This window comes from Aeromicrobium sp. 636 (genome assembly GCF_024433585.1).
In the GTDB taxonomy this organism is placed as follows: domain Bacteria; phylum Actinomycetota; class Actinomycetes; order Propionibacteriales; family Nocardioidaceae; genus Aeromicrobium; species Aeromicrobium senzhongii.
The window spans coordinates 762,488-787,684 of sequence record NZ_WNJU01000001.1; the positions used below are offsets into that span (position 1 = coordinate 762,488).

General features: G+C 70.5%; 23 protein-coding genes. 5 read left to right on the forward strand and 18 right to left on the reverse strand.

Features of this window, described 5'->3' with window-relative positions; all coding sequences use genetic code 11:
* Positions 1 to 6: 6 nt before the first annotated feature.
* A complete protein-coding gene (gene ybaK / locus GL325_RS03730; RefSeq protein WP_187411857.1) occupies positions 7 to 495 on the forward strand; it encodes a Cys-tRNA(Pro) deacylase in 489 nt (162 codons plus the stop codon).
* On the opposite strand, the gene GL325_RS03735 is transcribed toward ybaK, so the two are convergent.
* The 4 genes from GL325_RS03735 to GL325_RS03750 form a co-directional block, all read right to left on the reverse strand.
* Positions 473 to 985 carry a hypothetical protein gene (locus tag GL325_RS03735; RefSeq protein ID WP_187768646.1) on the reverse strand — a complete coding sequence of 171 codons (513 nt, stop codon included), beginning with the start codon at positions 983 to 985 and terminating at the stop codon, positions 473 to 475. The genes ybaK and GL325_RS03735 overlap by 23 nt on opposite strands.
* Complete coding sequence (gene dnaE, locus GL325_RS03740) at positions 982 to 4,521, reverse strand: DNA polymerase III subunit alpha (protein ID WP_187768647.1); 3,540 nt, start codon at positions 4,519 to 4,521, stop codon at positions 982 to 984. The genes GL325_RS03735 and dnaE overlap by 4 nt, the downstream gene beginning before the upstream one ends.
* Before the next feature lie 164 nt (positions 4,522 to 4,685).
* Positions 4,686 to 5,510, reverse strand: coding sequence for an ABC transporter permease (locus GL325_RS03745; protein WP_154595263.1), 825 nt, complete (start codon positions 5,508 to 5,510; stop codon positions 4,686 to 4,688).
* Complete coding sequence (locus tag GL325_RS03750) at positions 5,507 to 6,475, reverse strand: ATP-binding cassette domain-containing protein (protein ID WP_154595264.1); 969 nt, start codon at positions 6,473 to 6,475, stop codon at positions 5,507 to 5,509. Before GL325_RS03750 ends, GL325_RS03745 begins: the two co-directional genes overlap by 4 nt.
* A 126-nt stretch (positions 6,476 to 6,601) precedes the next feature.
* Between GL325_RS03750 and GL325_RS03755 the strand changes: the two genes are divergently transcribed.
* The 3 genes from GL325_RS03755 to GL325_RS03765 all read left to right on the forward strand — a co-directional run bounded on the left by GL325_RS03755 (position 6,602) and on the right by GL325_RS03765 (position 9,876).
* Positions 6,602 to 7,747: a hypothetical protein gene (locus GL325_RS03755; protein WP_187768648.1), complete on the forward strand. Its 1,146-nt coding sequence runs from the start codon at positions 6,602 to 6,604 to the stop codon at positions 7,745 to 7,747.
* 90 nt (positions 7,748 to 7,837) lie between these two features.
* Positions 7,838 to 8,494, forward strand: coding sequence for a bifunctional 2-polyprenyl-6-hydroxyphenol methylase/3-demethylubiquinol 3-O-methyltransferase UbiG (locus GL325_RS03760; RefSeq protein WP_154595266.1), 657 nt, complete (start codon positions 7,838 to 7,840; stop codon positions 8,492 to 8,494).
* Positions 8,495 to 8,496: 2 nt separating this feature from the next.
* Positions 8,497 to 9,876, forward strand: a complete 1,380-nt coding sequence (locus tag GL325_RS03765) for a hypothetical protein (RefSeq protein WP_187768649.1) — start codon at positions 8,497 to 8,499, stop codon at positions 9,874 to 9,876.
* Positions 9,877 to 9,882: 6 nt separating this feature from the next.
* Here GL325_RS03765 and GL325_RS03770 read toward each other — a convergent pair whose 3' ends face one another.
* The 4 genes from GL325_RS03770 to GL325_RS03785 form a co-directional block, all read right to left on the reverse strand.
* Positions 9,883 to 11,106 carry a pyridoxal phosphate-dependent aminotransferase gene (locus tag GL325_RS03770; protein WP_154595268.1) on the reverse strand — a complete coding sequence of 408 codons (1,224 nt, stop codon included), beginning with the start codon at positions 11,104 to 11,106 and terminating at the stop codon, positions 9,883 to 9,885.
* Positions 11,107 to 11,171: 65 nt separating this feature from the next.
* Positions 11,172 to 12,113: an RluA family pseudouridine synthase gene (locus GL325_RS03775; RefSeq protein ID WP_187768650.1), complete on the reverse strand. Its 942-nt coding sequence runs from the start codon at positions 12,111 to 12,113 to the stop codon at positions 11,172 to 11,174.
* Positions 12,110 to 12,631, reverse strand: coding sequence for a signal peptidase II (gene lspA, locus GL325_RS03780; protein WP_255467370.1), 522 nt, complete (start codon positions 12,629 to 12,631; stop codon positions 12,110 to 12,112). The genes GL325_RS03775 and lspA overlap by 4 nt, the downstream gene beginning before the upstream one ends.
* Positions 12,632 to 12,636: 5 nt before the next feature.
* Entirely contained in the window at positions 12,637 to 13,038 is a 402-nt protein-coding gene (locus GL325_RS03785; protein ID WP_154595270.1) for a TraR/DksA family transcriptional regulator, read from the reverse strand.
* Positions 13,039 to 13,171: 133 nt separating this feature from the next.
* On the opposite strand from GL325_RS03785, the gene ileS reads away from it, so the two are divergent.
* A complete protein-coding gene (ileS, locus tag GL325_RS03790; RefSeq protein WP_255499396.1) occupies positions 13,172 to 16,291 on the forward strand; it encodes an isoleucine--tRNA ligase in 3,120 nt (1,039 codons plus the stop codon).
* Between the two features lie 83 nt (positions 16,292 to 16,374).
* Here the strand turns inward: ileS and GL325_RS03795 are convergent, their stop codons facing one another.
* From GL325_RS03795 to ftsW, 10 genes are all read right to left on the reverse strand, one after another.
* Entirely contained in the window at positions 16,375 to 17,097 is a 723-nt protein-coding gene (locus GL325_RS03795) for a DivIVA domain-containing protein (RefSeq protein WP_154595272.1), read from the reverse strand.
* 119 nt (positions 17,098 to 17,216) lie between these two features.
* Complete coding sequence (locus GL325_RS03800) at positions 17,217 to 17,504, reverse strand: YggT family protein (protein ID WP_187411855.1); 288 nt, start codon at positions 17,502 to 17,504, stop codon at positions 17,217 to 17,219.
* Between the two features lie 6 nt (positions 17,505 to 17,510).
* Positions 17,511 to 17,990 (reverse strand): cell division protein SepF, encoded by a 480-nt coding sequence (locus GL325_RS03805; RefSeq protein ID WP_154595273.1) that lies wholly within the window; start codon positions 17,988 to 17,990, stop codon positions 17,511 to 17,513.
* A 36-nt stretch (positions 17,991 to 18,026) separates the two neighbouring features.
* Positions 18,027 to 18,731 (reverse strand): YggS family pyridoxal phosphate-dependent enzyme, encoded by a 705-nt coding sequence (locus tag GL325_RS03810; protein ID WP_187769016.1) that lies wholly within the window; start codon positions 18,729 to 18,731, stop codon positions 18,027 to 18,029.
* Entirely contained in the window at positions 18,718 to 19,431 is a 714-nt protein-coding gene (locus GL325_RS03815; protein ID WP_187768652.1) for a polyphenol oxidase family protein, read from the reverse strand. Before GL325_RS03815 ends, GL325_RS03810 begins: the two co-directional genes overlap by 14 nt.
* A 2-nt stretch (positions 19,432 to 19,433) precedes the next feature.
* Entirely contained in the window at positions 19,434 to 20,594 is a 1,161-nt protein-coding gene (gene ftsZ, locus GL325_RS03820; protein WP_187768653.1) for a cell division protein FtsZ, read from the reverse strand.
* A 148-nt stretch (positions 20,595 to 20,742) separates the two neighbouring features.
* Positions 20,743 to 21,453: a cell division protein FtsQ/DivIB gene (locus GL325_RS03825; protein WP_154595275.1), complete on the reverse strand. Its 711-nt coding sequence runs from the start codon at positions 21,451 to 21,453 to the stop codon at positions 20,743 to 20,745.
* Entirely contained in the window at positions 21,446 to 22,846 is a 1,401-nt protein-coding gene (gene murC / locus GL325_RS03830) for a UDP-N-acetylmuramate--L-alanine ligase (protein WP_187768654.1), read from the reverse strand. Before murC ends, GL325_RS03825 begins: the two co-directional genes overlap by 8 nt.
* Positions 22,843 to 23,922 (reverse strand): undecaprenyldiphospho-muramoylpentapeptide beta-N-acetylglucosaminyltransferase, encoded by a 1,080-nt coding sequence (gene murG / locus GL325_RS03835; protein ID WP_154596231.1) that lies wholly within the window; start codon positions 23,920 to 23,922, stop codon positions 22,843 to 22,845. The genes murC and murG overlap by 4 nt, the downstream gene beginning before the upstream one ends.
* A gap of 2 nt (positions 23,923 to 23,924) precedes the next feature.
* Positions 23,925 to 25,145 (reverse strand): putative lipid II flippase FtsW, encoded by a 1,221-nt coding sequence (gene ftsW / locus GL325_RS03840; protein WP_154595276.1) that lies wholly within the window; start codon positions 25,143 to 25,145, stop codon positions 23,925 to 23,927.
* Positions 25,146 to 25,197 lie beyond the last annotated feature (52 nt).

Here is a 25,197-nt window from a genome sequence, read left to right on the forward strand (position 1 = left end):
GCGCTCGTGGCAAAGAAGAACTCCGGTGAAGCGACCCCGGCCCTCGTGGCGCTGCACCGCGCCGGCGTGCCGGTGACGGTTCATGCCTACGAGCACGACCCGAGAATCCGCTCGTACGGACTCGAGGCCGCCGACGCGCTCAAACTGGATCCCGCGCGCGTCTTCAAGACCCTCATGATCGACATCGACGGCACGCTGGCGGTGGCCGTGGTCCCGGTCTCGGGGAGCCTGGATCTCAAGCGTGCCGCCGCGGCACTGGACGGCAAGCGCGCCCAGTTGGCCGATGCGGCCGCCGCCCAGCGGGCGACCGGCTACGTGCTCGGCGGCATCAGCCCGTTCGGCCAGAAGAAGCAGCACCGCACCATCGTCGACACCAGCGCCCTGGCCCATCCGACGGTCTTCGTCTCGGGTGGGCGGCGGGGCCTGGACCTCGAGGTCGCTCCGGCCGACCTGATCGCCCACACTCAGGCGGTCACGGCGCGGATCGCTCGCTGACCTCGGCGGACGGCTCGTCGTCCTCGTCGACGCCGTCCGAGCTCAGGTACAGCGTGATCGTGTAGCCCAACACCGCGGCGAGCGGCCACAGCAGGAACGGCACGATCGTGTCGACGGCGAACTGGTCGCGGACGACATCGCCCACCTCGAGCCCCGTGGCGTCACGGACCGGCTGAGGACCGAGCCAGACGCCGAGGCGCCAGCACACCAGCGAGGCCGCCGACGCGGCCCCCGCCAGACCCACGACGGTCTGCCACTGAGCCGACCGCGTGATCCGCTGGACCAGGACACCGGCCACCAGCCCCAGCACGACCCCCACGAGGGTGAAGACGGCGACCACCTGGAATCGCCCGGTGGCGTTCTCCTCGGTCAGCACCAGGCCGCGCTCGGTGGCCAGCCACTGCGACGGACGGCCCAGGCCCCACCACACGAAGGCGGCCGGGACCCCGGACGCCATGACGCCCAGCAACGACCACGAGACGCGGTTCACGTGAGACACCCCGGACCGAGCAGTTCCTTCAGGTCGGCGAACAGGGACGACGTGGTCGAGACCCGCAGGCCCTGGTCGAGCCGCATCGTGGTGGTCTTGCCGTTGCCCGAGAGCCGCAGGTGGACCTCGGTGACGCCGGGATGGGCGGCGAGCACCTGCTTGAAGGCGTTGATCGTGTCGAGCGTGCAACGCGAGGTGGCCAGACTGACGACCAGCGGCTGGTCGGTGCGCCCTTCGCCGATCGCGGGACGGGTGACCTCGTTGGCCGACAGGTCCATGCCCTCGTCGTTGCGCCGGACCCGCACCTTCGCCACCACGAGCGAGTCCTGCGTCAGGACCGAGGCGGCCAGGTTGTAGGCGGCCGGGAAGACGGCGATGTCGACCGATCCCTCGAGGTCCTCGAGCGTGATCGTGGCCCAGGTGTCGCCCTTCTTGCTCATCCGGCGCTGGACGTTGGTGACGAGGCCGCAGAGCTTCAGGACGTCGCCGTCGGGCCGGTCGCCGTCGAGCAGCGTGCCGATCGAGGTGTCGGAGTTGGCGGCCAGGACGTGCTCGAGGCCGCCCAGCGGGTGGTCGGACACGTACAGGCCCAGCATGTCGCGCTCGAAGGCGAGCTTCTGGGTCTTCTCCCAGTCGGCGATGTCCGGGACCGTGATGCCCAGGCCGTCGAACTCCTCCTCGAACGCACCGAAGAGCGAGTCCTGACCGATCGCGGCATTGCGCTTGATGTCGATGTACTGGTCGACCGCCTCCTCGGCGATCGACGCGAGCGCGCGCCGGCCGTGGCCGAGCGAGTCGAACGCACCGGCCTTGATCAGCGAGTCCAGGACGCGCTTGTTGCACACCTGGGTCGGGACCTTGTCGAGGAAGTCGGCGAAGTCGGTGAAGGCGCTCTTGGTCTCGCGTGCCTCGACGATGCCGGCCACGACGTTGGCGCCGACGTTGCGCACGGCCGTGAGCCCGAAGCGGATGTCGGGACCGACCGAGGCGAAGTTCGCGACCGAGTCGTTGACGTCGGGGGGCAGCACCTTGATGCCCAGGCGGCGGCACTCGGCCAGGTACAGCGCGGACTTGTCCTTGTCGTCCTTGACGCTGGTGAGCAGCGCCGCCATGTACTCGGCCGGGTAGCGCGCCTTGAGGTAGGCGGTCCAGTAGCTGATGACGCCGTACGACGCCGAGTGCGCCTTGTTGAAGGCGTAGTCGGCGAACGGGACGAGGATCTCCCACAGCGTCTTGACCGCGTCCTTGGAGAAGCCGCGCTCGATCATGCCGGCCTCGAAGCCGACGAACTCCTGCTGCAGGACCTCGCGCTTCTTCTTGCCCATCGCGCGACGCAGGTTGTCGGCCTGTCCGAGCGAGTAGCCGGCCAGCACCTGGGCGATCTCCATGACCTGCTCCTGGTACACGATCAGCCCGTAGGTCGTGCCCAGGATCGGCTTGAGCGCCTCGGTCAGCTCAGGATGGATGTAGTCGATCTCCTGGCGACCGTTCTTGCGCTTGGCGTAGTTCGTGTGGCTGTCGGCGCCCATCGGTCCGGGACGGTAGAGCGCGATGACGGCGCTGATGTCCTCGAAGTTGTCGGGCTGCATCTGCTTGAGCAGCTGGCGGATCGGCGGCGAGTCGAGCTGGAAGACGCCCAACGTGTCGCCACGGCACAGCAGCGCGTACGCCTCGGGGTCGTCGAACGCCAGGTCCTCCAGCACCAGGTCGATGCCGCGGTTGGCCTTGATGTTCTCGATCGCGTCGTTGAGGACCGTGAGGTTGCGCAGGCCCAGGAAGTCCATCTTGACCAGGCCCAGCGACTCGCACATGGGGTAGTCGAACTGGGTGATGACCGAGCCGTCGGCCTCGCGCTTCATGATCGGCACGATGTCCAGCAGCGGGTCGCTGCTCATGATCACGCCGGCGGCGTGGACGCCCCAGTTGCGGATCTGGCCCTCGAGGCCGAGCGCGATGTCGTAGACCTTGCGCACGTCGGGGTCCTGCGAGTGCAGGTCGCGGAAGTCCTTGCCGTCGTTGTAGCGCGGGTGCGACTCGTCGAAGATCTCGGCCAGCTTGACGCCCTTGCCCATGACGTCGGCGGGCATCGCCTTGGTGATCTTGTCGCCCATCGCGAACGGGTAGTCCAGGATGCGGCTGGCGTCCTTGATCGCGGCCTTGGACTTGAGCCGGCCGAACGTGGCGATCTGGGCGACCTTGTCGGTGCCGTACTTCTGGCTGACGTACTGGATGACCTCGCCGCGGCGACGCTCGTCGAAGTCGATGTCGAAGTCGGGCATCGAGGGGCGCTCGGGGTTGAGGAAGCGCTCGAAGATCAGGCCGTTCTTCAGCGGGCACAGGTCGGTGATCCGCAACGCGTACGCGGCGATCGAGCCGGCGCCCGAGCCACGGCCCGGGCCGACCCGGATGCCGTTGTCCTTGGACCAGCCGATGAAGTCGGCGACCACGAGGTAGTACCCGCAGTAGCCCTTCTGGGCGATGATGTCGAGCTCCATCTCGGTGCGGGCGCGCACGTCGTCGCCGAAGTCGGCGCCGTAGCGTGACTCGATGCCGCGCCAGACCTCCTGGCGGAACCAGGACTCCTCGGTCTCGCCGGCGGGGATGTCGGCGCGGGCCATGTAGCCGCCCGTGGACTCGGTGAACTCGACCTCGCAGCGCTCGGCGATGAGCAGCGTGTTGTCGCACGCCTCCTTCATCCCGTGCTTGTCCTCCCACAGCGAGCGCATCTCGGCCGCGGACTTGATGTAGTAGCCGCCGCCGTCGAAGCGCAGCCGCTTCTCGTCGCTGATGCGCTTGCCCGAGGCGACACAGATCAGCGCGTCGTGCGCCGCGGCGTCCTGCGGGTGCGTGTAGTGGGAGTCGTTCGTGGCCACCGGCGGGATGCCCAGCTCGCGGCCCAGGCGCAGCAGGTCCTCGCGGACCCGGCGCTCGACCGAGATGTCGTGGTCCATGAGCTCGAGGAACAGGTTCTCCTTGCCGAAGATCTCCTGCAGCTCGGCGGCCTCACGACGGGCCTCCTCGTACTGGCCCAGCCGCAGCCGGGTCTGGACGGCACCGGACGGGCAGCCGGTGGTGGCGATGAGCCCGGTCGAGTACTTCTCGAGCAGCTCGCGGTCGGCGCGCGGCTTGTAGTAGTAGCCCTCGAGGCTCGACAGCGACGACAGCCGGAAGAGGTTGTGCATCCCCTCGGTGGACGACGCCCACATCGTCATGTGGGTGTACGCGCCACCGCCCGCGACGTCGTCGCCGCCCTCCTCGGCGGCGTTGCCGCGGCCCCAGCGCACGCGCTTCTTCTCGGTGCGGTGCGTGCCGGGCGTCAGGTAGGCCTCGAGGCCGATGATCGGCTTGACCCCGTGCTTCTTGGCCGTCTTCCAGAAGTCGTACGCGCCGTGCACGTTGCCGTGGTCGGTCATCGCGATGGCCGGCATCTGCTGCTCGGCGGTGCGCTCGAAGAGCCCTCCGAGCAACGAGTGTCCATCGAGCATCGAGTACTCCGTGTGGACGTGCAGGTGCACGAAGCTCGAATCACTCGCCATGGTCGCCGTCGGCCTCCGCTACATCGTCAATCCCGGTCCGGGGACAGGTGGTCGGGCCGCCAGAGCTGCCGGACGGCCGAGGGATCGGGGAAGGACTCCAGACTACGTGAGCGACCCGCGACGATCGCGGGGGCACGCCCGAGCCGGAGCCCCTCCCTCGGGTGCTACTTGGTGGTCGCCCTCTCGTAGGCCCGCACCGACAGCGGCACGAAGACCGCCACGATGGCGACGACCCACATCAGCGTGTAGATCACCGGGTGCTGCAGGCTCCACACGTCGGGAACCGGCACGCCGTCGGGCACGTTGCCGAACAGCTCGCGCACCGCCTGGGTCACCGCCGAGACGGGGTTCCACTCGACGAACGGCTGCAGGAACTTCGGGAAGGACTCGGTCGGCACGAACGCGTTCGAGACGAAGGTCAACGGCATGATGACGATGAACGACGCGTTGTTGATGACGTCGACGCTCGGCACGATGAGGCCGACCCAGGCCATGATCCAGCTGACGGCGTAGGCGAAGACGAGCAGCAGCGCGAAGGCGCCCAGCAGCTTGAGGATCCCGTGGTGCGCTCGCCAGCCCACCAGCAGGCCCGTGAGCGCCATGATGATGAGCGAGAGCACGTTGTAGACGACGTCGGCGCCCGTACGCCCGACCAGCACCGCCGAGCGCGCCATCGGCAACGACCGGAACCGGTCGATGAAGCCCTTCTGCATGTCCTCGGCCATCGCCGCTCCCGAGAAGGTGGCGCCGAACACGACGGTCTGGGCGAAGATCCCGCCGATCAGGAACTCCTTGTAGTCCAGTCCGGGTCCGGCGTCGATCGCGCCGCCGAAGACGTACGCGAACAGCAGGACGAACATGATCGGCGAGATCAGGACGAAGACCATGATCTCGGGGACGCGCTTGATCTTGATGAGGTTCCGCCGCGCGCAGACCCACCCGTCGGTGAGCGCGCGGAACGGTCGGCGTTGCTGCGTGATCGTGCTCATCGGACCTGCTCCTGTTCGGTCGTTCCGTCCTCGGCCTCGTGGCCGGTCAGGGACAGGAACACGTCGTCGAGGGTCGGGCGGCGCAGCCCGATGTCGAGCACGTCGATCCCGCCGGCCCGGATGTTGCCGAGCACCTGCATGAGGTCGTCGGCGCCCGATCCGCTGACCGCGACCGAGAGGGCGCGATCGCGGACCGAGACCTCGCCCTTGGCGACCTCGGCCAGGAACTCGCGGACCCGAGGCGCGTGGGCCGGATCCTGCAGGACCACCTCGATGCGGTCACCGCCGACCTGTGACTTGAGCTGGTCGGCCGTGCCCTCGGCGATCGCGCGGCCACGGTCGATCACGATGATGTTGTCCGCCAGCAGGTCGGCCTCCTCGAGGTACTGCGTCGTCAGCAGGACCGTCGCGCCGGAGTCGACGAGGTCGGAGATGACCTCCCACATCTGCTGACGACCGTGCGGGTCGAGGCCCGTGGTGGGCTCGTCCAGCACGATCACCGGCGGCTCGGCCACGAGGGCTCCGGCGAGATCCAGCCGCCGTCGCATGCCCCCGGAATAGGTCTTGGAGGGACGGTCGGCCGCGTCGGCCAGGTCGAAGCGCCGGAGCAGGTCGCGGGCGCGGGCCCCGGCGGCCTTCGCCTTCATCCCATAGAGTCGCCCGACCATCTCGAGGTTCTCGTAGCCGGTCAGGTACTCGTCGACGGCCGCGTACTGACCCGACAGACCGATCTGCCGTCGCACCCCGTCGGGGTCGGCCGCCACGTCGACGCCGGCCACCGTGGCCTGCCCCTCGTCGGGGGTCAACAAGGTGGTCAGGATGCGGACCGCAGTGGTCTTGCCCGCACCGTTGGGCCCGAGCAGACCCAGGACGGTGCCCTCGGGCACCGCCAGGTCGAGTCCCCCCAGGGCCTCGACGTCGCCGTAGCGCTTGACCAGTCCGGTCGCGCGGATCATGTCGCTCATCCCTCGATCATGGGACACACCGCCGACAGAAATCACCCCTACGAAGGTCGAAACGTCGCGATCGGTGGTAGGAATGTGCCAGCAAAATCCAGATCTCGGGGGGGAAGCATGACCGCGGAGCTGCAGATGGTGACCAGATTCCATCCCGACGCGATCGCGTTGCCGGGTGATCCCGACCGGCTGCACCAGGGCGCCGAGCGCCTCCAGGACCTGGTCGCCGAGGTCAAGGACCTGGCCCAACGACTGCGCCAGGCGGACGCGCCGAAGGAGACCCGCGGACCGACGGTTCGTGCCATGTCGCGGGTCGCCGGCCAGCTGGGCCGGGTGCTCGAGGCCGATGCCGACCAGCTGACCGAGCTGTCCGAGCTGGTCCGCCGACAAGGTGACCTGCTCACCGATGCGCAGGTGGCACTGGAGGACACCCGCCGGCGCTGGCGGCTGGCGCGCCAGGAGCTGCGCACCGAGATCGACTCGCTCAACCAGGCCGCCGAGCGGGCCGAGCGCGAACGGGCCGAGCGTCGCGCCGAACGCGAACGGGCCGAGCAGGCCGAGCGCGAGCGCGCCGCGAAGGGCGAGCAGACGGAGCGGGGCCCCGCCCACCTCGATCGTGAGTTCCGCGCAGGCGGTCACCACGACGACCGCGAGATCGATCCCCCCACCGAGGCCCGCCAGCTCATCCGCGCGATGGACCAGCAGGTCCTGGACCAGTTCGACGGGCCGCTGCGTCGCCTGACCGGACTGGAGTTCACCGACCGGCACGGCGCCGTGGCCATCATGAACGGCAAGGCCGAGCAGGCCGCCGAGCGTTACCGCCAGAGCGTCCACGCCGCCTTCGAGGAGCTCGTCGAGGCGCTGCGCCCCGTCCACCGGCTCGACCAGCAGGTGATCGAGCAGCTCCCCCGCCACGAGAAGGCCATCGCCACGGCGATCGTCTCGGGAGGCGAGCAGGCCCCCGATCCGATGCGGCTGTCACGGCCGGACGACATCGCCTCGGTGGGCGAGCAGATCCAGGAGTGCGCGCGCGCCATCGCGCAGCTGAGCGAGCGACTGCCCGGCATCCGGCTGTCGATCCGCGAGGGCCGCATGACACCCGAGGACGAGCGTGTGGGCAGCATGAACGGCTTCCAGCGCACGTGGAAGGACCACTTCGAGCAGATCCGCGAGGACCTCGCCCACGCGCATCGGACCAGCTCCGAGATCGCGACCCAGTTGCGCGAGCTCGACGAGCGCGGCGCCCGCGAGATCCGCCGGACGTTCCGCGCCGCAGATTGACCCCGGGCGCCGCCACCGCATCGGCCGGCCGGGCGCGTACTCTGTCGACCATCCACCGGCCGGCCCGCGGCCCGTACCCTCGGAGAGCACATGACCGACCCCACCGTCTCGCACGAGTCCGATGCCGAGCGCGAGTCGTACTGGAACGCCTACTACGCCAGCACCCGCACGGCGCGGCGCCCGCTGCCGTCGCAGTTCGCGACCTTCGTGGCCGGCGAGCTCGAAGGACCGACCCGCATCCTCGAGTTCGGCAGTGGCGCCGGGCGGGACTCGCTGTTCTTCTCGTCCCACGGACACGACGTCACCGGCGTCGACGGGTCCAAGGCGGCCGTGGACGCGTGCTCGGCCCTGGCCGCGACGCTGGGCGAGGGGGCGACCTTCGTCGCCGCCACGATCGACCAGCCCGACCTCGCGTCCCAACTGCGGGTCGAGGCGGGCAACACGCTCGTGTACGCCCGGTTCTTCGTGCACGCGATCACCGACGAGGAGGAGACCGCCTTCCTCGACCTCGCGGCTCGGCTGACGTCCCCGGGCGACCGACTCGCCGTCGAGTACCGGACGGTGCGCGACTCCAGTGGCGCGAAGGTGACCGGCGCCCACTACCGGCGCTTCGTCAACCCCTCGTCCTTCAACGCCAAGGCCGTGCTGCACGGCTTCGAGGTGACCTACGCGGTCGAGGGCTTCGGCTTCGCGAAGTACAAGCAGGATGACGCCTATGTGGCCCGGGCGCTGTTCGTGAGGCGCTGAGCGTGTCGGGGCTCGAGCAGGCACTGCGCGGCACGATCCGTCAGGCGCGTGAGCGGTTCCCCGATCTGGACTTCCTGTCCCCCGGTGGCGAGCTGCGGGTGGACGTCACCCCCACGACCGTCGACCGCGTCCGGGTCGACGTCGGCGCCCACGTGGCCCTGCAGCTGCAGTCCGTGGGAGTCACGACGACCGAGGGACTCTCGACCGAGCAGCTCGTGGCCCGCAGCACCGTCACGGCCAGCAGCTGGCACGGCGACACGCGCGCCGCGTTCGAACCGGTCCGGCTGCTCGACGCCGAGCATCCCAGCGGCATCGCCGTCCACACCCAGGCCGAGCAACAGCCGTGGGTCGAGCTGACCTTCGAGCCCCCGGTCGAGATCACCGGAGTGCGACTGCGTGGACTCCCCGGACGCGCCGTCGTGCTCAACCGCGCCATCCGCGTCCAGATCGGGTCACCCGGCGAGCCTCTCGTGACCGTTCACGAGGCCGACCAGCGCGCCGCGCAGGTCCGGGCGTTCGTGGACGAGTCGGTCGCCGCCGTGCCCGTCGAGGCCCGCGACGAGTACGCCCGGCTGGCAGGTCCCCTGACCCAGACGCTGACCGGCCGTTACGGCGAGGCGCGTGCGGCCGTGAAGGAGCTCAAGCGGACACTGTCCGACGACGGCCGTCGCGCGTACGTGGCCGCGGTGAACGACGAACTCCTGCGCGAGCGCTCGCTGGAGTGGACGGCCCATGGTCCGCTGCGCTCGTTCCGGTTCTGGTCCGAGTCCGAGAAGCTGGACTACATCGAGTTCGCCGTGTCGGTCGCCGACGCCCTGCGTGACCTGACGCCGAACGTCTGCTTCGGGTACGGGGCCGCTCTGGCGGTGGTCCGCGACGGCGACCTGATCCCCCACGACGACGACCTCGACCTGATCATCGCCTTCGAGCCCGACGAGGCCGCCACGCTGCCCGAGGCACACGCCCGCGTCGAGGAGTTCCTCCGGGCCCGCGGCTTCGTCGTCAAGGGCGACTTCTTCGGCCACCGGCACGTCGCGCGGCCCGGCGGCAAGCACATCGACGTCTTCTCCGGCCTGTTCGAGGGTGATCGCGTCTCCTGGTACCCCGGGACCCGCGCCGCCCTGGCCCGATCGAGCATGTTCCCGATCAGCCGGGGCGAGTTGCTGGGGATCTCGTGTCCCCTGCCCGCCGATCCGGTCACCTACCTGGAGACGATCTACGGCCCGGGCTGGAGCACGCCCGACCCGGCGTTCAAGCACACCTGGCGCAAGCGGGACTTCGCCGATCAGGCCGCACCGCCACCGGTCGCCGTCGAGGTCCCGGACGCGCCCGCCCTGGACGCGCCCCGCCGCGGCTGGCTCGACCGGATGCGAGGACGCTGACCGACGTCAGGCCTGGCGGTAGCTGCTGAGGAAGTTGCCCATCCGCTGGATCGCCTCGGCCAGGTCGCGCGACCACGGCAGGGTGACGATGCGCAGGTGGTCGGGATCGGGCCAGTTGAAGCCCGTGCCCTGCGTCAGCAGGATCTTCTCGCTCATCAGCAGGTCCAGCACGAGCTGCTGGTCGTCCTTGATCGGGTAGACCTCGGGATCCAGACGCGGGAACGCGTACAGGGCGCCCCGCGGCGCGACGACGCTGACGCCCGGGATCTTGCGCAGCTCGTTGACCGCCGTGTCGCGCTGCTCGAGCAGGCGCCCGCCGGGCAGGATCAGCTCCTTGATCGACTGGTAGCCGCCGAGCGCCACCTGGATGGCGTTCTGGGCCGGCACGTTGGGGCACAGCCGCATCGAGGCCAGCAAGGTGATGCCCTCGAGGTAGTCCTGGGCCCGCTCCAGCGGACCGGTCACGACGACCCAGCCGGCGCGATAGCCGCAGACCCGGTAGGCCTTGGACAGGCCGTTGAAGGTCAGGGTCAGGACGTCCGGGGCCACGCTGGCCATCGGGATGTGGACCGCGTCGTCGTAGAGGATCTTGTCGTAGATCTCGTCCGACATCAGGACCAGGTCGTGCTTGCGGGCCAGGTCCGCGATCGCCGTCAGCGTCTCGCGGCTGTAGACCGCGCCCGTGGGGTTGTTCGGGTTGATGACCACGATGACCTTGGTCCGGTCGGTGATCTTGGACTCGAGGTCCGCCAGGTCGGGGTTCCAGTCGTTGGCCTCGTCGCACAGGTAGTGCACGGGACGGCCGCCGGCGAGGTTCGTGACCGCGGTCCACAGCGGGTAGTCCGGCGCGGGGATCAGCACCTCGTCGCCGTTGTCCAGCAGGGCCTGCAACGCGACCTGGATCAGCTCGCTGACGCCGTTGCCGAGCCACACGTCGTCGATGTCGAGGGCGGGGAAGCCCTCCTGCAGCTGGTAGTGGTGCACCACGGCGCGGCGCGCGGACTGGATGCCGCGGGAGTCGGAGTAACCCTGCGAGGTCGGCAGGCCGGCGATCACGTCCTGCAGGATCTCGGCGGGCGCATCGAAGCCGAACGGCTGGGGGTTGCCGATGTTCAGCTTGAGGATCCGGTGACCCTCGGCCTCCAGCTGGGCAGCTCGCGCGCTGACGGGGCCGCGGATGTCGTACAGGACATCCCTCAACTTCTCCGACTGGCGCACGACATGGCTCATGGGCCCATTGTGCCGGACGCGTCCGGCGCCTCGGCTCCGCACCGGGTGTCGCGGAGCGGCTCGGCTCAGTCCAGGTCGCGGATGAGGTCGAGCGCGTGCTGCAGGTCGGCCGGGTACGGGCTCTCGTACTCGACCGGCTCGCCGGTGCCCGGGTGGATGAAGCCCAGCCGGACGGCGTGCAGCCACTGGCGCTCGAGGCCGACGCGCTTGGCCAGCACCGGGTCGGCGCCGTAGAGCGGGTCGCCGACGCACGGGTGCTTGATCGCGGCCATGTGCACGCGGATCTGGTGGGTGCGGCCGGTCTCGAGCTTGATGTCGAGCAGCGACGCGTACCGGTGCGCCTCGAGCGTGTCGTAGTGGGTGATGCTCGGGCGGCCGTCGGCGCGGACCGTGAACTTGAAGTCGTGCTTGGGATGGCGCGCGATCGGCGCGTCGATCGTGCCGGTGTGCGGGTCGGGATGACCCTGGACCAGCGCGTGGTAGGTCTTGTCGACCGTGCGGTCGCGGAACGCCTGCTTGAGGATCGTGTACGCGCGCTCGGACTTGGCGATGACCATCAGGCCGCTCGTGCCGACGTCGAGTCGCTGCACGATGCCCTGGCGCTCGGGGGCGCCACTGGTCGAGATCCGCACGCCGACACCGGCGAGATGGCCCGAGACGGTGGGCCCGTCCCAGCCGATGCCGGGGTGGGCGGCGACGCCCACGGGCTTGTCGACCACGACGATGTCGTCGTCCTCGTGGACGATGCTCATCCCGTCGACCGCGCTCGGCACGATCACCGCGCGGCGCGGCGCGGGGATCGTGGCCTCGAGCAGGGCGCCGGCCTCGACGCGCTCGGACTTGATCGGCTGGGCGCCGTCGAGCAGCACCAGTCCGTCGGCGACCAGGTCGCCGGCCCGCGTGCGGGACACCCCGAACAGCCGGGCCAGGGCGACGTCGACCCGCTCGCCCGCCAGCCCCTCGGGGATGTACACGCTGCGCTGCTCGGTCGGGTCGTCGTGGGTCACGTAGGCTCTCTCGTTCCGTCGAAGCGGTGACCACGCCACGAGCGCCAGATGATGACGATCGCCGCCACGGTCAGGGCGATGTCGGCCACGTTCCCCACGAAGAATCCCGCGTAGTCGATGAAGTCCACCACGTGACCACGCAGGAACGCGGGCTCACGGAACAGCCGATCCATCAGGTTACCGACCGCTCCACCCAGGAACAGCCCCAGCCCCACCGCCCACCAGGTGTCGCGCAGCCGGGGGGCGATCACGATGAGGGTGATCGTCACCGCGATGGCGATCGCGCTCAGCACGATCGTGTAGCCCGCGCCGGTGCCGAGCGCGGCGCCGGGGTTGAGCACGAATCGGAAGGTCAGCAGGTCGCCGACCACGGGGATCGGGTCATGGCCGTCGAGCCGCTCGACCGCCCACCACTTGGTGAGCTGGTCCAGCGCGACGACGACGACGGCGACGATCGAGAACAGGGCGACCCGGCTCCGGCCGACGGGCGCGGCCGCCGGGTCCGCAGAGGAGGCCACGGTGCTCAGCGACGCTCCTCGCGGCGCTTGCAGTCCATGCACAACGTCGCGCGGGGGAAGGCCATGAGACGCAGCTTGCCGATGGGCTCGCCGCACAGCTCGCACACGCCGTACGTGCCGTCGTCGAGACGCGAGAGGGCCTTCTCCGTCTGGAGCAGCAGCTCGCGCTGGTTCGCGGCGAGCGAGAGCTCGGCGTCACGCTCGAGGCTGTTCGATCCGACGTCGGCCTGATCGTTGCCCGCGCCGTCGACGCCACCGGCCAGGATGTCCTGCAGATCCCGGGCGGAATCGACGAGTTCGGACTTCAAACGAGCGAGATCCTCGGTGAGTTCCTCGCGCACGGCCGTGGCCTCGGCGGTGGTCCAGGGCGTCTCGTCCGAGCGGACGGCCAGCGTGGTCTTGGGCATGCCCGGGACACTAAACCGACCACGAAGCCGGTGCAAGTCGGCTCACCGTAGAATCGACCGGGTGAGTCAGGACACCCCGAACGCCCCCGCAGCGCAGCCTGCGACCGCCCTCTCCGGCACCGCCGGAGAACCGCTGCGCTACCGCCCGGTACCCGCCCATGTCGACCTTCCGGCGATGGAGCGCGAGATCCTCGATCTCTGGGCCGAGCAGGGCACGTTCGCGGCCAGCCTCGACACCCCCGCCGACGCTCCGCGCTGGACCTTCTACGAGGGACCGCCCACCGCCAACGGCGTCCCCGGCACCCACCACGTCGAAGCGCGCGTCTTCAAGGACGTCTTCCCGCGCTTCAAGACGATGCAGGGCTACCACGTCGACCGCAAGGCCGGCTGGGACTGCCACGGCCTGCCCGTCGAGATCGCGGTCGAGAAGGAGCTGGGCTTCAACGGCAAGCCCGACATCGAGGCCTACGGCATCGCCGAGTTCAACGCCAAGTGCCGCGAGTCGGTGCTGCGCAACGTCGACGTCTTCGAGGACATGACCGCGCGCATGGGCTACTGGACCGACATGGCCCACCCCTACCGCACGATGGACGCCTCCTACGTCGAGAGCGTCTGGTGGGCGCTGTCGCAGATCCACGGCAAGGGCCTGCTGGTCGAGGACTACCGGGTCGCCCCGTACTGCCCGCGCTGCGGCACGACCCTGTCGGACCACGAGCTGGCCCAGGGCTACGAGACCGTCGTGGATCCGTCGGTCTACGTCCGCTTCCCGCTGACGTCCGGCCCCTGGGCGGGCACCGACCTGCTGGTGTGGACCACCACGCCGTGGACGCTGGTCTCGAACACCGCGGTCGCCGTCCACCCCGACGTCACGTACGTCGTCGCGACCGACGGCTCCGACCGCGTCGTCGTCGCCGAGCCGCTGGTCGGCAGCGCCCTGGGCGAGGGCTGGGACGTCACCGAGACGATGACCGGCCGCGACATGGAGCGCTGGACCTACCGCCGACCGTTCGACCTGGTCGAGATCCCCGACGCGCACTTCGTCGTGCTGGGCGACTACGTCACGACCGACGACGGCACGGGCCTGGTGCACCAGTCCCCCGCCTTCGGCGCCGATGACATGGCGGTCTGCAAGGCCTACGGCCTGCCCGTCGTCAACCCGATCACGCCCGACGGCCACTTCGAGGCCGATGTCGACCTGGTCGGCGGAGCGTTCTTCAAGGAGGCCGACCCGACGCTGGTCGCCGACCTCGACGCGCGCGGGCTGCTGTTCCGCAAGCTCGACTACGAGCACAGCTACCCGCACTGCTGGCGCTGCCACACGCCGCTGATGTACTTCGCCCTGCCGGCCTGGTACATCCGCACCACGGCGCGCAAGGACGAGCTGCTCGCCCAGAACGAGCAGACGAACTGGTACCCCGAGACCATCAAGCACGGCCGCTACGGCGATTGGCTCGAGAACAACATCGACTGGTCGCTGTCGCGCAATCGGTTCTGGGGCACTCCCCTGCCGATCTGGCGCAACGACGCCGACCCGAGCAAGGTCGTGTGCGTCGAGTCGCTGGCGCACCTGTCCGAGCTGACCGGCACGGACCAGTCGAACCTGGACCCGCACCGCCCGTACATCGACGACGTCACCTTCACGATCGACGGCGAGCCCGGCACCTACCGCCGCGTCCCCGAGGTCATCGACGCGTGGTTCGACTCCGGCTCCATGCCGTTCGCCCAGTGGGGGTACCCCCACGTCGAGGGCTCGAAGGAGAAGTTCGAGCAGGCCTACCCCGCGCAGTACATCTGTGAGGCCATCGACCAGACCCGCGGCTGGTTCTACTCCCTCATGGCCGTCGGCACCCTGGTGTTCGACCGCTCCAGCTACGAGAACGTCGTGTGCCTGGGTCACATCCTGGCCGAGGACGGCCGCAAGATGAGCAAGCACCTGGGCAACATCCTGCTGCCCATGCCGCTCATGGACGAGCACGGCGCCGACGCACTGCGCTGGTTCATGGCTGCCTCCGGCTCGCCGTGGTCGGCCCGCCGGATCGGGCACAACGCCCTGACCGAGATCGTCCGCAAGGTGCTCCTGACCTACTGGAACACCGTGGCGTTCCACGTCCTGTACGCCCGCGCCGAGGAATGGAGCCCGGCCGACGGCGCCGCTCCCCCGGTCGCCGAGCGCGGTGTGCTGGACCGCTGGCTGCTGTCGCAGACGCAGGACCTCGTCCGCGACGTCACCGCGTCGCTCGAGGACTTCGACACCCAGCGAGCCGGCGCCCTGCTGTCGACCTTCGTCGACGAGATGTCCAACTGGTACGTGCGCCGCTCGCGCAAGCGCTTCTGGCGCGGCGACGCAGCCGCCCTGGCGACCCTGCACGAGGTGCTGGACGTCCTGACCCGCCTGATGGCTCCGCTGGTGCCGTTCGTCACCGAGCGGGTGTGGCAGGACGTCATCGTCCCGGTCACCCCCGGCGCCGCACCGTCGGTCCACCTCGCCTCCTGGCCGCAGGTCGACGAGTCGCTCGTCGTCGACGGCCTGGCCGGGCGCGTCTCCCTGGCCCGCCGCGTCACCGAGCTCGGTCGCGCCGCGAGGGCCGAGGCGAAGGTCCGCACCCGGCAGCCGCTGCGCCGCGCCCTCATCGGCTCGGCGCACTTCGACCACCTCGGCCCGGAGCTGCGCGAGCAGGTCTGCGAGGAGCTGAACATCCTCGAGCTCGGCTCCCTGGCCGACGCCGGCGCCGACCTGGTCGAGTTCTCGGCCAAGGCGAACTTCCGCCAGCTCGGCAAGCGTCACGGCAAGCAGACCCCCGTGGTGGCTCAGGCGATCGCCGCGGCGGACGCGGGCGAGCTGGCCGCCGCGCTGGAGTCCGGCTCCGCCACCGTCACGGGCGCCGACGGCGCGTCGTGGCAGGTCGAGGCCGACGACGTCATCATCACCGAGCGCCCGCGTGAGGGCTGGTCCGTCGTCAACGAGCAGGGCGAAACCGTCGCCCTGGACCTGGCGATCGACGACGAGCTGCGCCTGGCCGGGCTGGCCCGCGAGGCGGTCCGCGTGATCCAGGAGGCCCGCAAGTCCGCCGGCCTGGAGATCACCGACCGGATCACCCTGACCTGGGCCGCCGAGGGCGAGACCGCCGAGGCCCTGCGCCAGCACGGTGCCAGCATCGCCGAGGAGGTGCTCGCGGTGTCGTTCGAGGCTGGAGCGGCCGACGACGTGCGCGACGAGGACCTCGGCCTGTCGGTCAGCCTGCAGCGGGCCTGACCGCCGGGAACGCCAACGGCGCCCGACCCCTCAGGGGGTCGGGCGCCGTTGTCATACGACTCAGTACGCGGCTCGGGCGAAGGTCACTCGGACCCGCCGTCGAGCGCGGTGCCCTGCTTCGGCGCCACCGGAGCGCTGCCCTCGAGCTGGGCGAGCTGATCCTGGAAGTACGCCTTCAGACGGGCGCGGTACTCGCGCTCGTAGGCACGCAGGTGGTCGATCTCGCCCTGGAGCTCCTGACGCTCGCGCTCGAGGTTGGAGATGACCTCCTTGCGACGCTGCTCGGTCTCGACGTCCAGCTGCTCGGCGCGCTTGCGCGACTCGTACTGCAGCGTGTCGGCGTTGCGACGGGCCTCGGCCGAGAGCTGCTCGGCCTCGACACGGGCCTCACCGATGATGGAGTCGGCCTCTTCCTTCGCGGCGTCCATGAGCTGGTCGGCGTTGGCCGACGCGATCTCGAGCAGACGCGCGGCGGCCGTGGAGGCCTCCGAGGTGGAGGTGACGCGCAGCTCCTGGGGAGCGGCGGGCGCCGGGGCGGGCGTGGGCTCGGGAGCCTTGACCGGCTCGGGGGCCTTGGCCGGCTCGGGCTTGGCAGCCGCGGGAGCGGGCTGGGCCTTCGAGGCCTCCTCGAGGGCGGCCTCGAGCTCGGCGACCTTCGCCTTGAGCTCGGAGTTCTCGTTGACGAGACGCTCGAACTCGACCTCGACCTCGTCGAGGAACTGCTCGACCTCGCCCATGTCGTATCCGTCGCGCAAGCGCACGGCGGTGAACTGCTTGTCGCGAATGTCCTGGGGCGTGAGCGCCATCTGGTCACCTCTGCGTGTGAGTCGTATGTTTCGGTCTGAAAGCTTCGGAGCCGTCGTCAACGGTACCGCTTCATCTTAAGCACCGAGCAGTCGGATGGCGCTCAAGTCTCAACGGTCACCTAAAAGATGACCAGCACCAACGATTGGGCGATGAACAACAGCAGCAACAACACCATCGCGGAGACGTCGAGCATGATGCCGCCGAGCCGGATGGGCGGGATGACCTTGCGCAACGCACGCAGCGGCGGGTCGGTCACGGTGAAGATCGCTTCGCACAGCACGGCGATCGCACCGCGGGGCTGCCACTGGCGCGCCAGCAGCTGCACCCAGTCCACGACGAAACGGGCGATCACGAAGATGATCGCCAGGTAGATCAGGTTGTAGAGGATGGAGCCGATCAGCGACACGGAGCCTCAGCTCTGGTTGTAGAAGCCGCCGGCGGCCAGCGTGGCCCGGTCCTCGTCGGAGACCTGGACCCCCTCGGGCGACAGCAGGAAGACCTTGGCGGTGATCCGGTTGATCGTGCCGTGGACCGCGAACACCAGGCCCGCGGCGAAGTCGACGAGCCGCTTGGCGTCGTCGTCGCCGATGTCGGACAGGTTCATGATCACGGGCACGCCCGAGCGGAAGGACTCGCCGATCGTGCGGGCGTCGTTGTAGGTGCGCGGCGTGACGGTCTCGATCCGGGCGAGGTCGGCCACGGACATGCCGGGCTGACGTCGGTCGTCGAGCGCGGTCACGGTGCGCGGCGCCACCTGCTGGGGCGCGGCGGCCTGACGCACGGGTGCAGCAGGGCGCGCCGAGGCCTCCGGCTCGTACTCGAGCGCGTCGTCGTACTCGGCCTGCTCGACGAGTCCCAGGTACTCGCCCATCCTCCGCATTGCGCCAGCCATGCTCACTCCCGATCCTCGGTCTTGACGTTGTTGAGACTACTGCAGTAAGGACCGCTGCCCGAGCACCGAGCGACCCACGCGTACGTGTGTCGCCCCGTGGGCGATGGCGGTCTCGAAGTCCTCACTCATCCCGGCCGAGATCGTCGTCGCCGACGGCACGGTGCGGGTGAGCTCGGTGCTGATCTCGCGCAGGTGCGCGAAGCTCGGTGCGGGGTCCTGCCCCAGGGGTGCCACGGTCATCACGCCGCCGAGCTCCAGGTGCGGGCACTCGGTCACGACGACCTCGGCCAGCGCGGCCACGTCCTGGGGCGGCACCCCGGCCCGGCCGGGATCGGTCGTGTCGAAGTCGACCTGGATCAGGCACCGCAGGGTGCGCCCGGCCGCCTGCGCGCCGCGGTCGAGCGCGCGCGCCAGCTTGGGCCGGTCGAGGCTCTGGACGACGTCGGCGTACCGCGCGACGGCGCCGGCCTTGTTGGTCTGCAGCGCGCCGACGAAGTGCCAGCGCAGGTCGATCCCGGCCTCGACCACCTGGCGGTGCTTGTCGCCGGCCTCGGGGTGACGGTTCTCGCCGACGTCGGTGACGCCGAGCTCGGCCAGGATCGCCACGTCGGAGGCGGGATGGGTCTTGGTGACGACGATCAAGGTGACGTCGTCGGCCGCACGGCCGTGCTGCTCGCACGCGCGGGCGATGCGCTCGCGCACGGCGGCGAGGTTGTTCTCCAGCTCGTCACGGCGCCGCATGGTCACCGGCCTCCCCCAGCACGACACCGGCGCCGAAGCGGCCGGCCGCGTCGCCCTGGCGTCGGTGGGACCAGAAGGTGTCGTCCTCGATCGTGCAGCCACCGAGGTCGTGGACGGTCACGCCGGCGCGCTGCAACTGGGCGATGACACCGGCACCGATGTCGAGGCCGGGCGTGCCGCGGCGCGTGGTCGCGCGGGCGGCCGGCTCGAGCGCCGCAACGTCGTCGGCCATCTGTGCGGGGACCTCGTAGCACCGGCCACAGGCCCGCGGGCCGACCCACGCCTCGAGCTGCTCGGCGCCGCGGCGACGCAACTGGTCGACCGTGGCGGTGACGATTCCGGCGGCCATCCCGACCCGGCCGGCGTGCACGACGGCCGCGAGCGGCCGGTCCGGCGCCACCACGACGACAGGGGTGCAGTCGGCCACGCGCACGATCGCGACGATTCCGGGCCGGTCGACGATGAGCGCATCGGCCTGCGGCGTCGGCGCGTCCGGGTCCGCGACCGCCACCTGGGCTCCGTGGACCTGACGCATGAGCGCCGGGCGTCCGCCCAGGGCCGCCCCGAGGGACTGGACCCCCGCGACGGCCGACCCGTCAGCGGCGGGTCCGCGACCGAGGTCGGTCCGCGCGTCGGTGAAGCCGAGCCGCGCATGACCCACGTCGGCCCGGAACCACAGCGGAGCGGGAGCGGGCGTCACGATCAGCGCAGGAAGTCCGGGATGTCCAGGCCGTCGCCGAACTCCTGGCCGGAGGGCCGTCCCACCGGCACGGGCTCGGTGACGACGCGCTGCTCCGTCGGGCGCTCGCGCTCGGCCTGCGGCCGGGCGGCGGGGGCGGACTCCTGTGCGGTACCGCTGGAGGACTGCTGCGCCTCGCGGCCCCGCAGCGCCGGCTGGGCCGTGTCGCGCTGCTTGGGCTCGCCACCGTCGAAGCCGGCCGCGATGACGGTGATCCGCACCTCGTCGCCCAGCGAGTCGTCGATGACCGTACCGAAGATGATCTTGGCGTCCTCGTGGACGGCCTCCTGCACCAGCTCGGCCGCCTCGTTGATCTCGAACAGGCCCAGGTCGGACCCGCCCGCGATCGACAGCAGCACGCCGCGGGCGCCCTCGATGGACGCCTCGAGCAGCGGGCTGGAGACGGCGAGCTCGGCGGCCGTGGCGGCGCGGTGCTCGCCGCGCGCCGAGCCGATGCCCATGAGGGCCGAGCCGGCGTCGCTCATGATCGACTTCACGTCGGCGAAGTCGACGTTGATCAGACCGGGCGTGGTGATGAGCTCGGAGATGCCCGAGACGCCCTGGTAGAGCACCTGGTCGGCCTGGCGGAAGGCGTCGAGCAGGCTGATGCTCTGGTCACTGATCGACAGGAGTCGGTCGTTGGGGATGACGATGAGGGTGTCGACCTCCTCGCGCAGCCGCTGGACGCCCAGGTCGGCCTGCGCCGCGCGGTTGCGTCCCTCGAACTTGAACGGGCGCGTCACCACGCCGATCGTCAGCGCGCCGAGCGAACGCGCGAGGCGCGCCACGACGGGGGCACCGCCGGTGCCCGTGCCGCCGCCCTCACCCGCGGTGACGAAGACCATGTCGGCGCCCTTGAGGGCCGCCTCGATCTCCTCCGCGTGGTCCTCGCACGCCTTCTTGCCGATCTCGGGATCGGCGCCGGCACCGAGGCCGCGCGTCGAGTCGCGACCGACGTCGAGCTTCACGTCCGCATCGGTCATGAGCAATGCCTGGGCATCGGTGTTGATCGCGATGAACTCCACACCCTTGAGCCCGGCCTCGATCATGCGGTTCACGGCGTTGACACCACCGCCGCCGATGCCGACGACCTTGATCACCGCAAGGTAGTTCTGGACCGCCATGTCGTTCCCCTTCAACCTTAACCTTCAAGTCGAGGCTTATAGTTATGTCAACCTCGTCGATGTCTAGACACTAGGGGCGCGCGCGAGTCGTTCAGTGGTGACACGCCGTGTCACCGGCGTGTTGTTGTGACGGATGGGGAGAGACGCGTCACTTGAGGGTCGTCGGGCGCTCGGGCGCACTGACGTCGTAGCTGCGTGCCTTGATCTGCAGCAGGGGCCGCAGCACGGCCAGCTTGGGGCGCGCCTGCTCGGCACTCCCCCACACGACCGTGCGGCGCTTCGTCAGTGCCAGCTCGATCGAGTCCGTGGTCTCGGCCCGGATGACGTCGGTGTCACCGAGCAGCTCACGGTCGCCGTCCGCGATGTCGGCCGCGACGCGGGCGACGGCCGCCACGACCTCACGGTCGTCGACGTCCACGTCGAGGCGCGGCAGGTGCGTCGGTCGCGAGTTCAAGGGACGGTAGGCGATCCCCGACTCGTCCACGGCCCAGGGCGTGCCCGACCGATCGACCCAGGCGACGGCCGAGCGCTCGGTGACGACGATCCGGATGGTGTGCGGCAGGTCGCGCTCGATCCGGACCGACTCGACGGGCTTCAAGGTGGCGACCCGCTCGGCGACCGCGTCGGTGTCGATACGCGGCACCGGGGTGCCCAGCGGTACCTGGGCCGACCGGACCACCCACTCGGCGGGAAGGTGCTCCACTCCTGTGACCTCGACCGTCCGGGCCTCGAGCAGGCTGGAGAACCACACCGCCCAGCCGGCGGCGACGAGGGCCAGCACGGCAGCCACGACACCGGCGATCCGCCATCGCGACCGGCGGCGCCGTTGTCGCAGCTTCTCGGTGAAGCGATCACTCATCGGCGGAGTCCCGCAGCAGGTCCAGCAGCGCCGGCCCCACCGTCGTCACGTCGCCGGCACCCAGGGTCAGCACGAGGTCCCCGGGTCGCACGAGCGAGGCCAGCAGACGCGGCACGTCCTGCACCGAACCCCCGGCGAGCGCACCGGGACCCGCGGCCCGCACGACCAGGTCCGACGTCACGTCGGGGTCGGCGGCCTCACGGGCCAGGTAGAGGTCCGCGACCACGACGACGTCGGCGGCGGCGAGCTCCTGGCCCATCCGCTCACCGAAGAGCCGGGTGCGGCTGACCAGGTGCGGCTGGAACACCACCACGAGACGGTCGTCGCCGGCCAGGGCGCGGGCGGCGGCCAGGTCCGCGGCGATCTCGGTCGGGTGGTGGGCGTAGGAGTCGACGACGCGCACGCCACCGGCCGCGCCCTTGGGCTCCATCCGGCGCGCGGCGCCGGTGTACGCGGCCAGGCCGTCGATCAGGCCGGCCGCGTCGTGGCCCAGCTCGATCCCGATCGCCAGCGCGAGCAACGCGTCGGCGGCGTAGTGCCGACCGGGGACGGCGAGCACGACCTCGGTCGGGCCGAGCCCGGCGCCGGAGACCGTGAAGCGCGTGGTCGAGCCCTCGACCACGACGTGGGTGCCCCGGACGTCGGCGTCCGCGGCGAAGCCGGCCGTCACGAGTCGCGCGGACGTGCCCGCCTCGACCAGCCGGCGGCAGCCGGGGTCATCGGCCGAGACCGCCACGACCTCCTCGACCGTCGACGCGAAGTCGGCGAACGCCTGCTCGTAGGCGTCGACGGTGCCCCACGTGTCGAGGTGGTCGGCGTCGATGTTGGTGACGACCGCGGCGTACGGGCGGTAGTGCAGGAACGCGCCGTCGCTCTCGTCGGCCTCGACGACGAACTCGGGCCCGGCGCCGCGACGCGCGTTGGTGCCCAGACCCGCGACCTCGGCACCGATCGCGAAGGACGGATCGGCTCCGGCGCCGCGCAGGGCGAACGTCAGCATGGCCGTCGTGGTCGTCTTGCCGTGCGTGCCGGCCACCGCGATCCGGCGGTCGGACAGCATCGTCGACATGAGCCCGGCCGAGCGGGGCCACAGCCGCAACCCCCGTCGGCGCGCCTCGACGACCTCGGGGTTGTCCTCCGGGACGGCGGTCGAGGCGACGACGGTGTCGCGGTCGGCGAGGTGCTCGGCGGCGTGGCCGACGTGGCAGACGATCCCCGCCGCCCGCAGCCGCTCCAGGACGGCGGAGTCGCGGGCGTCGCTGCCCGTCACGTCGACCCCGGACTCGTGCATGAGCAGGGCGATCGCGGACAGGCCGGCGCCGCCGATGCCGATCAGGTGCACGCGGCCGAGCCGGTCGGCGGGCAGGACCTCGTCGGGCAGGTCGATCCTCACCGGCCGGCCTCGCCGGCTCGGTGCACCATGGCCGCCAACTGCTCGGCGGCGTCACCGCGCACGATGCCGGACGCGGCCCGGGACATGCTCGCGAGACGTTCGGGCGAGGTCACCAGCGGCACCACGGCACTGTCCACCCAGGCGGGGGTGAACGCCGCGTCGTCGATCAGCAGCGCTCCCCCGGCACCCACCACGGGGTGGGCGTTGAGGGCCTGCTCGCCGTTGCCGATCGGCAGCGGGACGAAGACGGCGGGCAGTCCGACCGAGGAGACCTCGGTGACCGTGTTGGCGCCGGAGCGGCACACGACGAGGTCGGCGGCGGCGTAGGCCAGGTCGATCCGGTCGATGTACTGCTCGACGACGTAGGGCGGGTCGCCGGGACGGCGCGACAGCTCGACCTCCTCGGGGCGCCCGGCCGCGTGCAGCACCTGGATGCCGGCGTCGGCGAGGTCGCGCGAGGCGGCCGCCATCGTGGTGTTGATGCGGCGGGCCCCCTGGGAGCCGCCCGTGACCAGGATCGTGGGGCGATCGGCGTCGAGGCCGAAGTGCTCCCGGCCCTGCGCCCGGGACGCCTCGCGGTCGAGGTGGGCGATCTGGCGACGGATGGGCAGCCCCACGTAGGTGGCGTGCCGCAGGGGCGTGTCGGGGAAGCTCGTGGCGACGTGGCGGGTCAGCCGCGCCCCGAGCTTGTTCGCGATCCCGGGCAGCGCGTTGCCCTCGTGCACGACCAGGGGCAGCTTGCGCTTGCGAGCGGCCAGGTAGGCCGGCACCGAGACGTAGCCGCCGAAGCCGACGACGACATCGGGGCGGAACGTGTCGATCACCTTCAGCGTGGCCGAGACCGACCGGCGCAGGTTGCGCGGCAGTCGCACCAGGTCGCCGTTGGGGCGGCGCGGCAACGGCACGGGCGGGACGAGCTCGAGGGCGTAGCCGGCCTGCGGGATGAGGGTGACCTCGAGACCGCGCGGCGTGCCCAGGCACAGGACGTCGTCGCCCGCCTCGGCCAGGACGGCCGCGGTCGCGAGCAACGGAGAGGTGTGGCCGGCGGTGCCTCCGCCGGCGAGCAGGACCCGCATGGTCAACGACCCACCTTGCGCTGCTTCTTGCGGGCCTTGGCCCGACGGGAGGTCGACAGGGCACGGGCGGCCCCGGGTTCGGTGGTGGCGCAGTTGGCGAGCAGGCCGAGCGCGGCGAGAGTGGCGAGCATGCTGGATCCACCGTACGAGATGAGCGGCAACGGCACGCCGATGACCGGCAGCAGACCCAGCACCATGCCGATGTTGATGACGGCCTGCGTGGTGATCCAGATGGTGATGCCGGCCGCCAGGTAGCGGGCGAAGCGGTCGCGGCTGCGGTGCGCGATCCGGAAGCCGGTGTACGCCAGCAGACCGAACAGCGCCAGGACGACGAGGCTGCCGGCCAGGCCGAGCTCCTCGCCGATCACGGCGAGGATGAAGTCGGTGTGCGCCTCGGGCAGGGCGCCCCACTTCTGGCGGCTGCTGCCCAGGCCCAGACCCCAGAACCCGCCGCGGGCGAAGCCCATCATCGCCTTGATGGCCTGGTAGCCGGACTTCTCCGGATCGGCCATCGGGTTGAGGAACGACATGAAGCGGTCGACGCGGTGCTGGGCGGTGGCGACGAAGAACAGCAGGATGACCACGAGGCCGGCACCGAAGGCCAGCATGGGCTTGAGCGGAAGGCCCGCGATCCACAGCAGTCCGGCGATGATCGCGAACAAGATGACGGCGGTGCCCAGGTCCTTCTGGAACACGACCAGGGCCGAGACCGCGCCCGCGATGGGGACGACCGGGGTGATGACGTAGCGCGCCGTGCCCAGGTACTTGTGGCGGCGCGTGTAGACATCGGCGATCCACAGCACGATCGCGAGCTTGGCGAACTCCGAGGGCTGCAGGTTGAAGCCGGCGAACAGCGGGATCCAGTTGCGGTTGCCGTTGATCTCCATGCCCAGCGGCGTGAAGGTCAGACCGATCAGCAGCACGACGCCGAACAGGGCCGGTCGGGCGAGCTGGCGGACGCGGTCGAGCGGGATGCGCATCGCGATCACCATCGCGGTGACGCCGACGACGGCGAAGATCGCCTGACGCAGGAAGATCTCGAAGGAGTTGCCGTAGACCCGCAGGGCGAGCACCGAGCTGGCACTGAGCACCATGATCAGCCCCAGGCCGAGCAACAGCCCGGTCGTGCCCAGCACGAGCTGGTACGACGCGAGCGGACGCTCGAGCAGGGTCCGCACGGCCTCGAGCTTGCTCGACGACCGCCGAGAAGCGGTGGTACTCATGGCGTTCCTTCGGGGAAGAAGAAGAGAAACTCTCATCAGTGTGGCCCGTGGG

What these genes read in the sequence shown, in the direction of transcription:
- murG (WP_154596231.1), bottom strand. Translation starts at nt 23,922, where the DNA reads ATGCGGGTCCTGCTCGCCGGCGGAGGCACCGCCGGCCACACCTCTCCG.
- GL325_RS03760 (WP_154595266.1), top strand. Translation starts at nt 7,838, where the DNA reads ATGACCGACCCCACCGTCTCGCACGAGTCCGATGCCGAGCGCGAGTCG.
- ftsW (WP_154595276.1), bottom strand. Translation starts at nt 25,145, where the DNA reads ATGAGTACCACCGCTTCTCGGCGGTCGTCGAGCAAGCTCGAGGCCGTG.
- GL325_RS03750 (WP_154595264.1), bottom strand. Translation starts at nt 6,475, where the DNA reads ATGAGCGACATGATCCGCGCGACCGGACTGGTCAAGCGCTACGGCGAC.
- GL325_RS03805 (WP_154595273.1), bottom strand. Translation starts at nt 17,990, where the DNA reads ATGGCTGGCGCAATGCGGAGGATGGGCGAGTACCTGGGACTCGTCGAG.
- GL325_RS03755 (WP_187768648.1), top strand. Translation starts at nt 6,602, where the DNA reads ATGGTGACCAGATTCCATCCCGACGCGATCGCGTTGCCGGGTGATCCC.
- GL325_RS03825 (WP_154595275.1), bottom strand. Translation starts at nt 21,453, where the DNA reads ATGAGTGATCGCTTCACCGAGAAGCTGCGACAACGGCGCCGCCGGTCG.
- dnaE (WP_187768647.1), bottom strand. Translation starts at nt 4,521, where the DNA reads ATGGCGAGTGATTCGAGCTTCGTGCACCTGCACGTCCACACGGAGTAC.
- GL325_RS03785 (WP_154595270.1), bottom strand. Translation starts at nt 13,038, where the DNA reads ATGCCCAAGACCACGCTGGCCGTCCGCTCGGACGAGACGCCCTGGACC.
- GL325_RS03745 (WP_154595263.1), bottom strand. Translation starts at nt 5,510, where the DNA reads ATGAGCACGATCACGCAGCAACGCCGACCGTTCCGCGCGCTCACCGAC.
- GL325_RS03770 (WP_154595268.1), bottom strand. Translation starts at nt 11,106, where the DNA reads ATGAGCCATGTCGTGCGCCAGTCGGAGAAGTTGAGGGATGTCCTGTAC.
- ftsZ (WP_187768653.1), bottom strand. Translation starts at nt 20,594, where the DNA reads ATGGCGGTCCAGAACTACCTTGCGGTGATCAAGGTCGTCGGCATCGGC.
- GL325_RS03810 (WP_187769016.1), bottom strand. Translation starts at nt 18,731, where the DNA reads ATGCGGCGCCGTGACGAGCTGGAGAACAACCTCGCCGCCGTGCGCGAG.
- GL325_RS03795 (WP_154595272.1), bottom strand. Translation starts at nt 17,097, where the DNA reads ATGGCGCTCACGCCCCAGGACATTCGCGACAAGCAGTTCACCGCCGTG.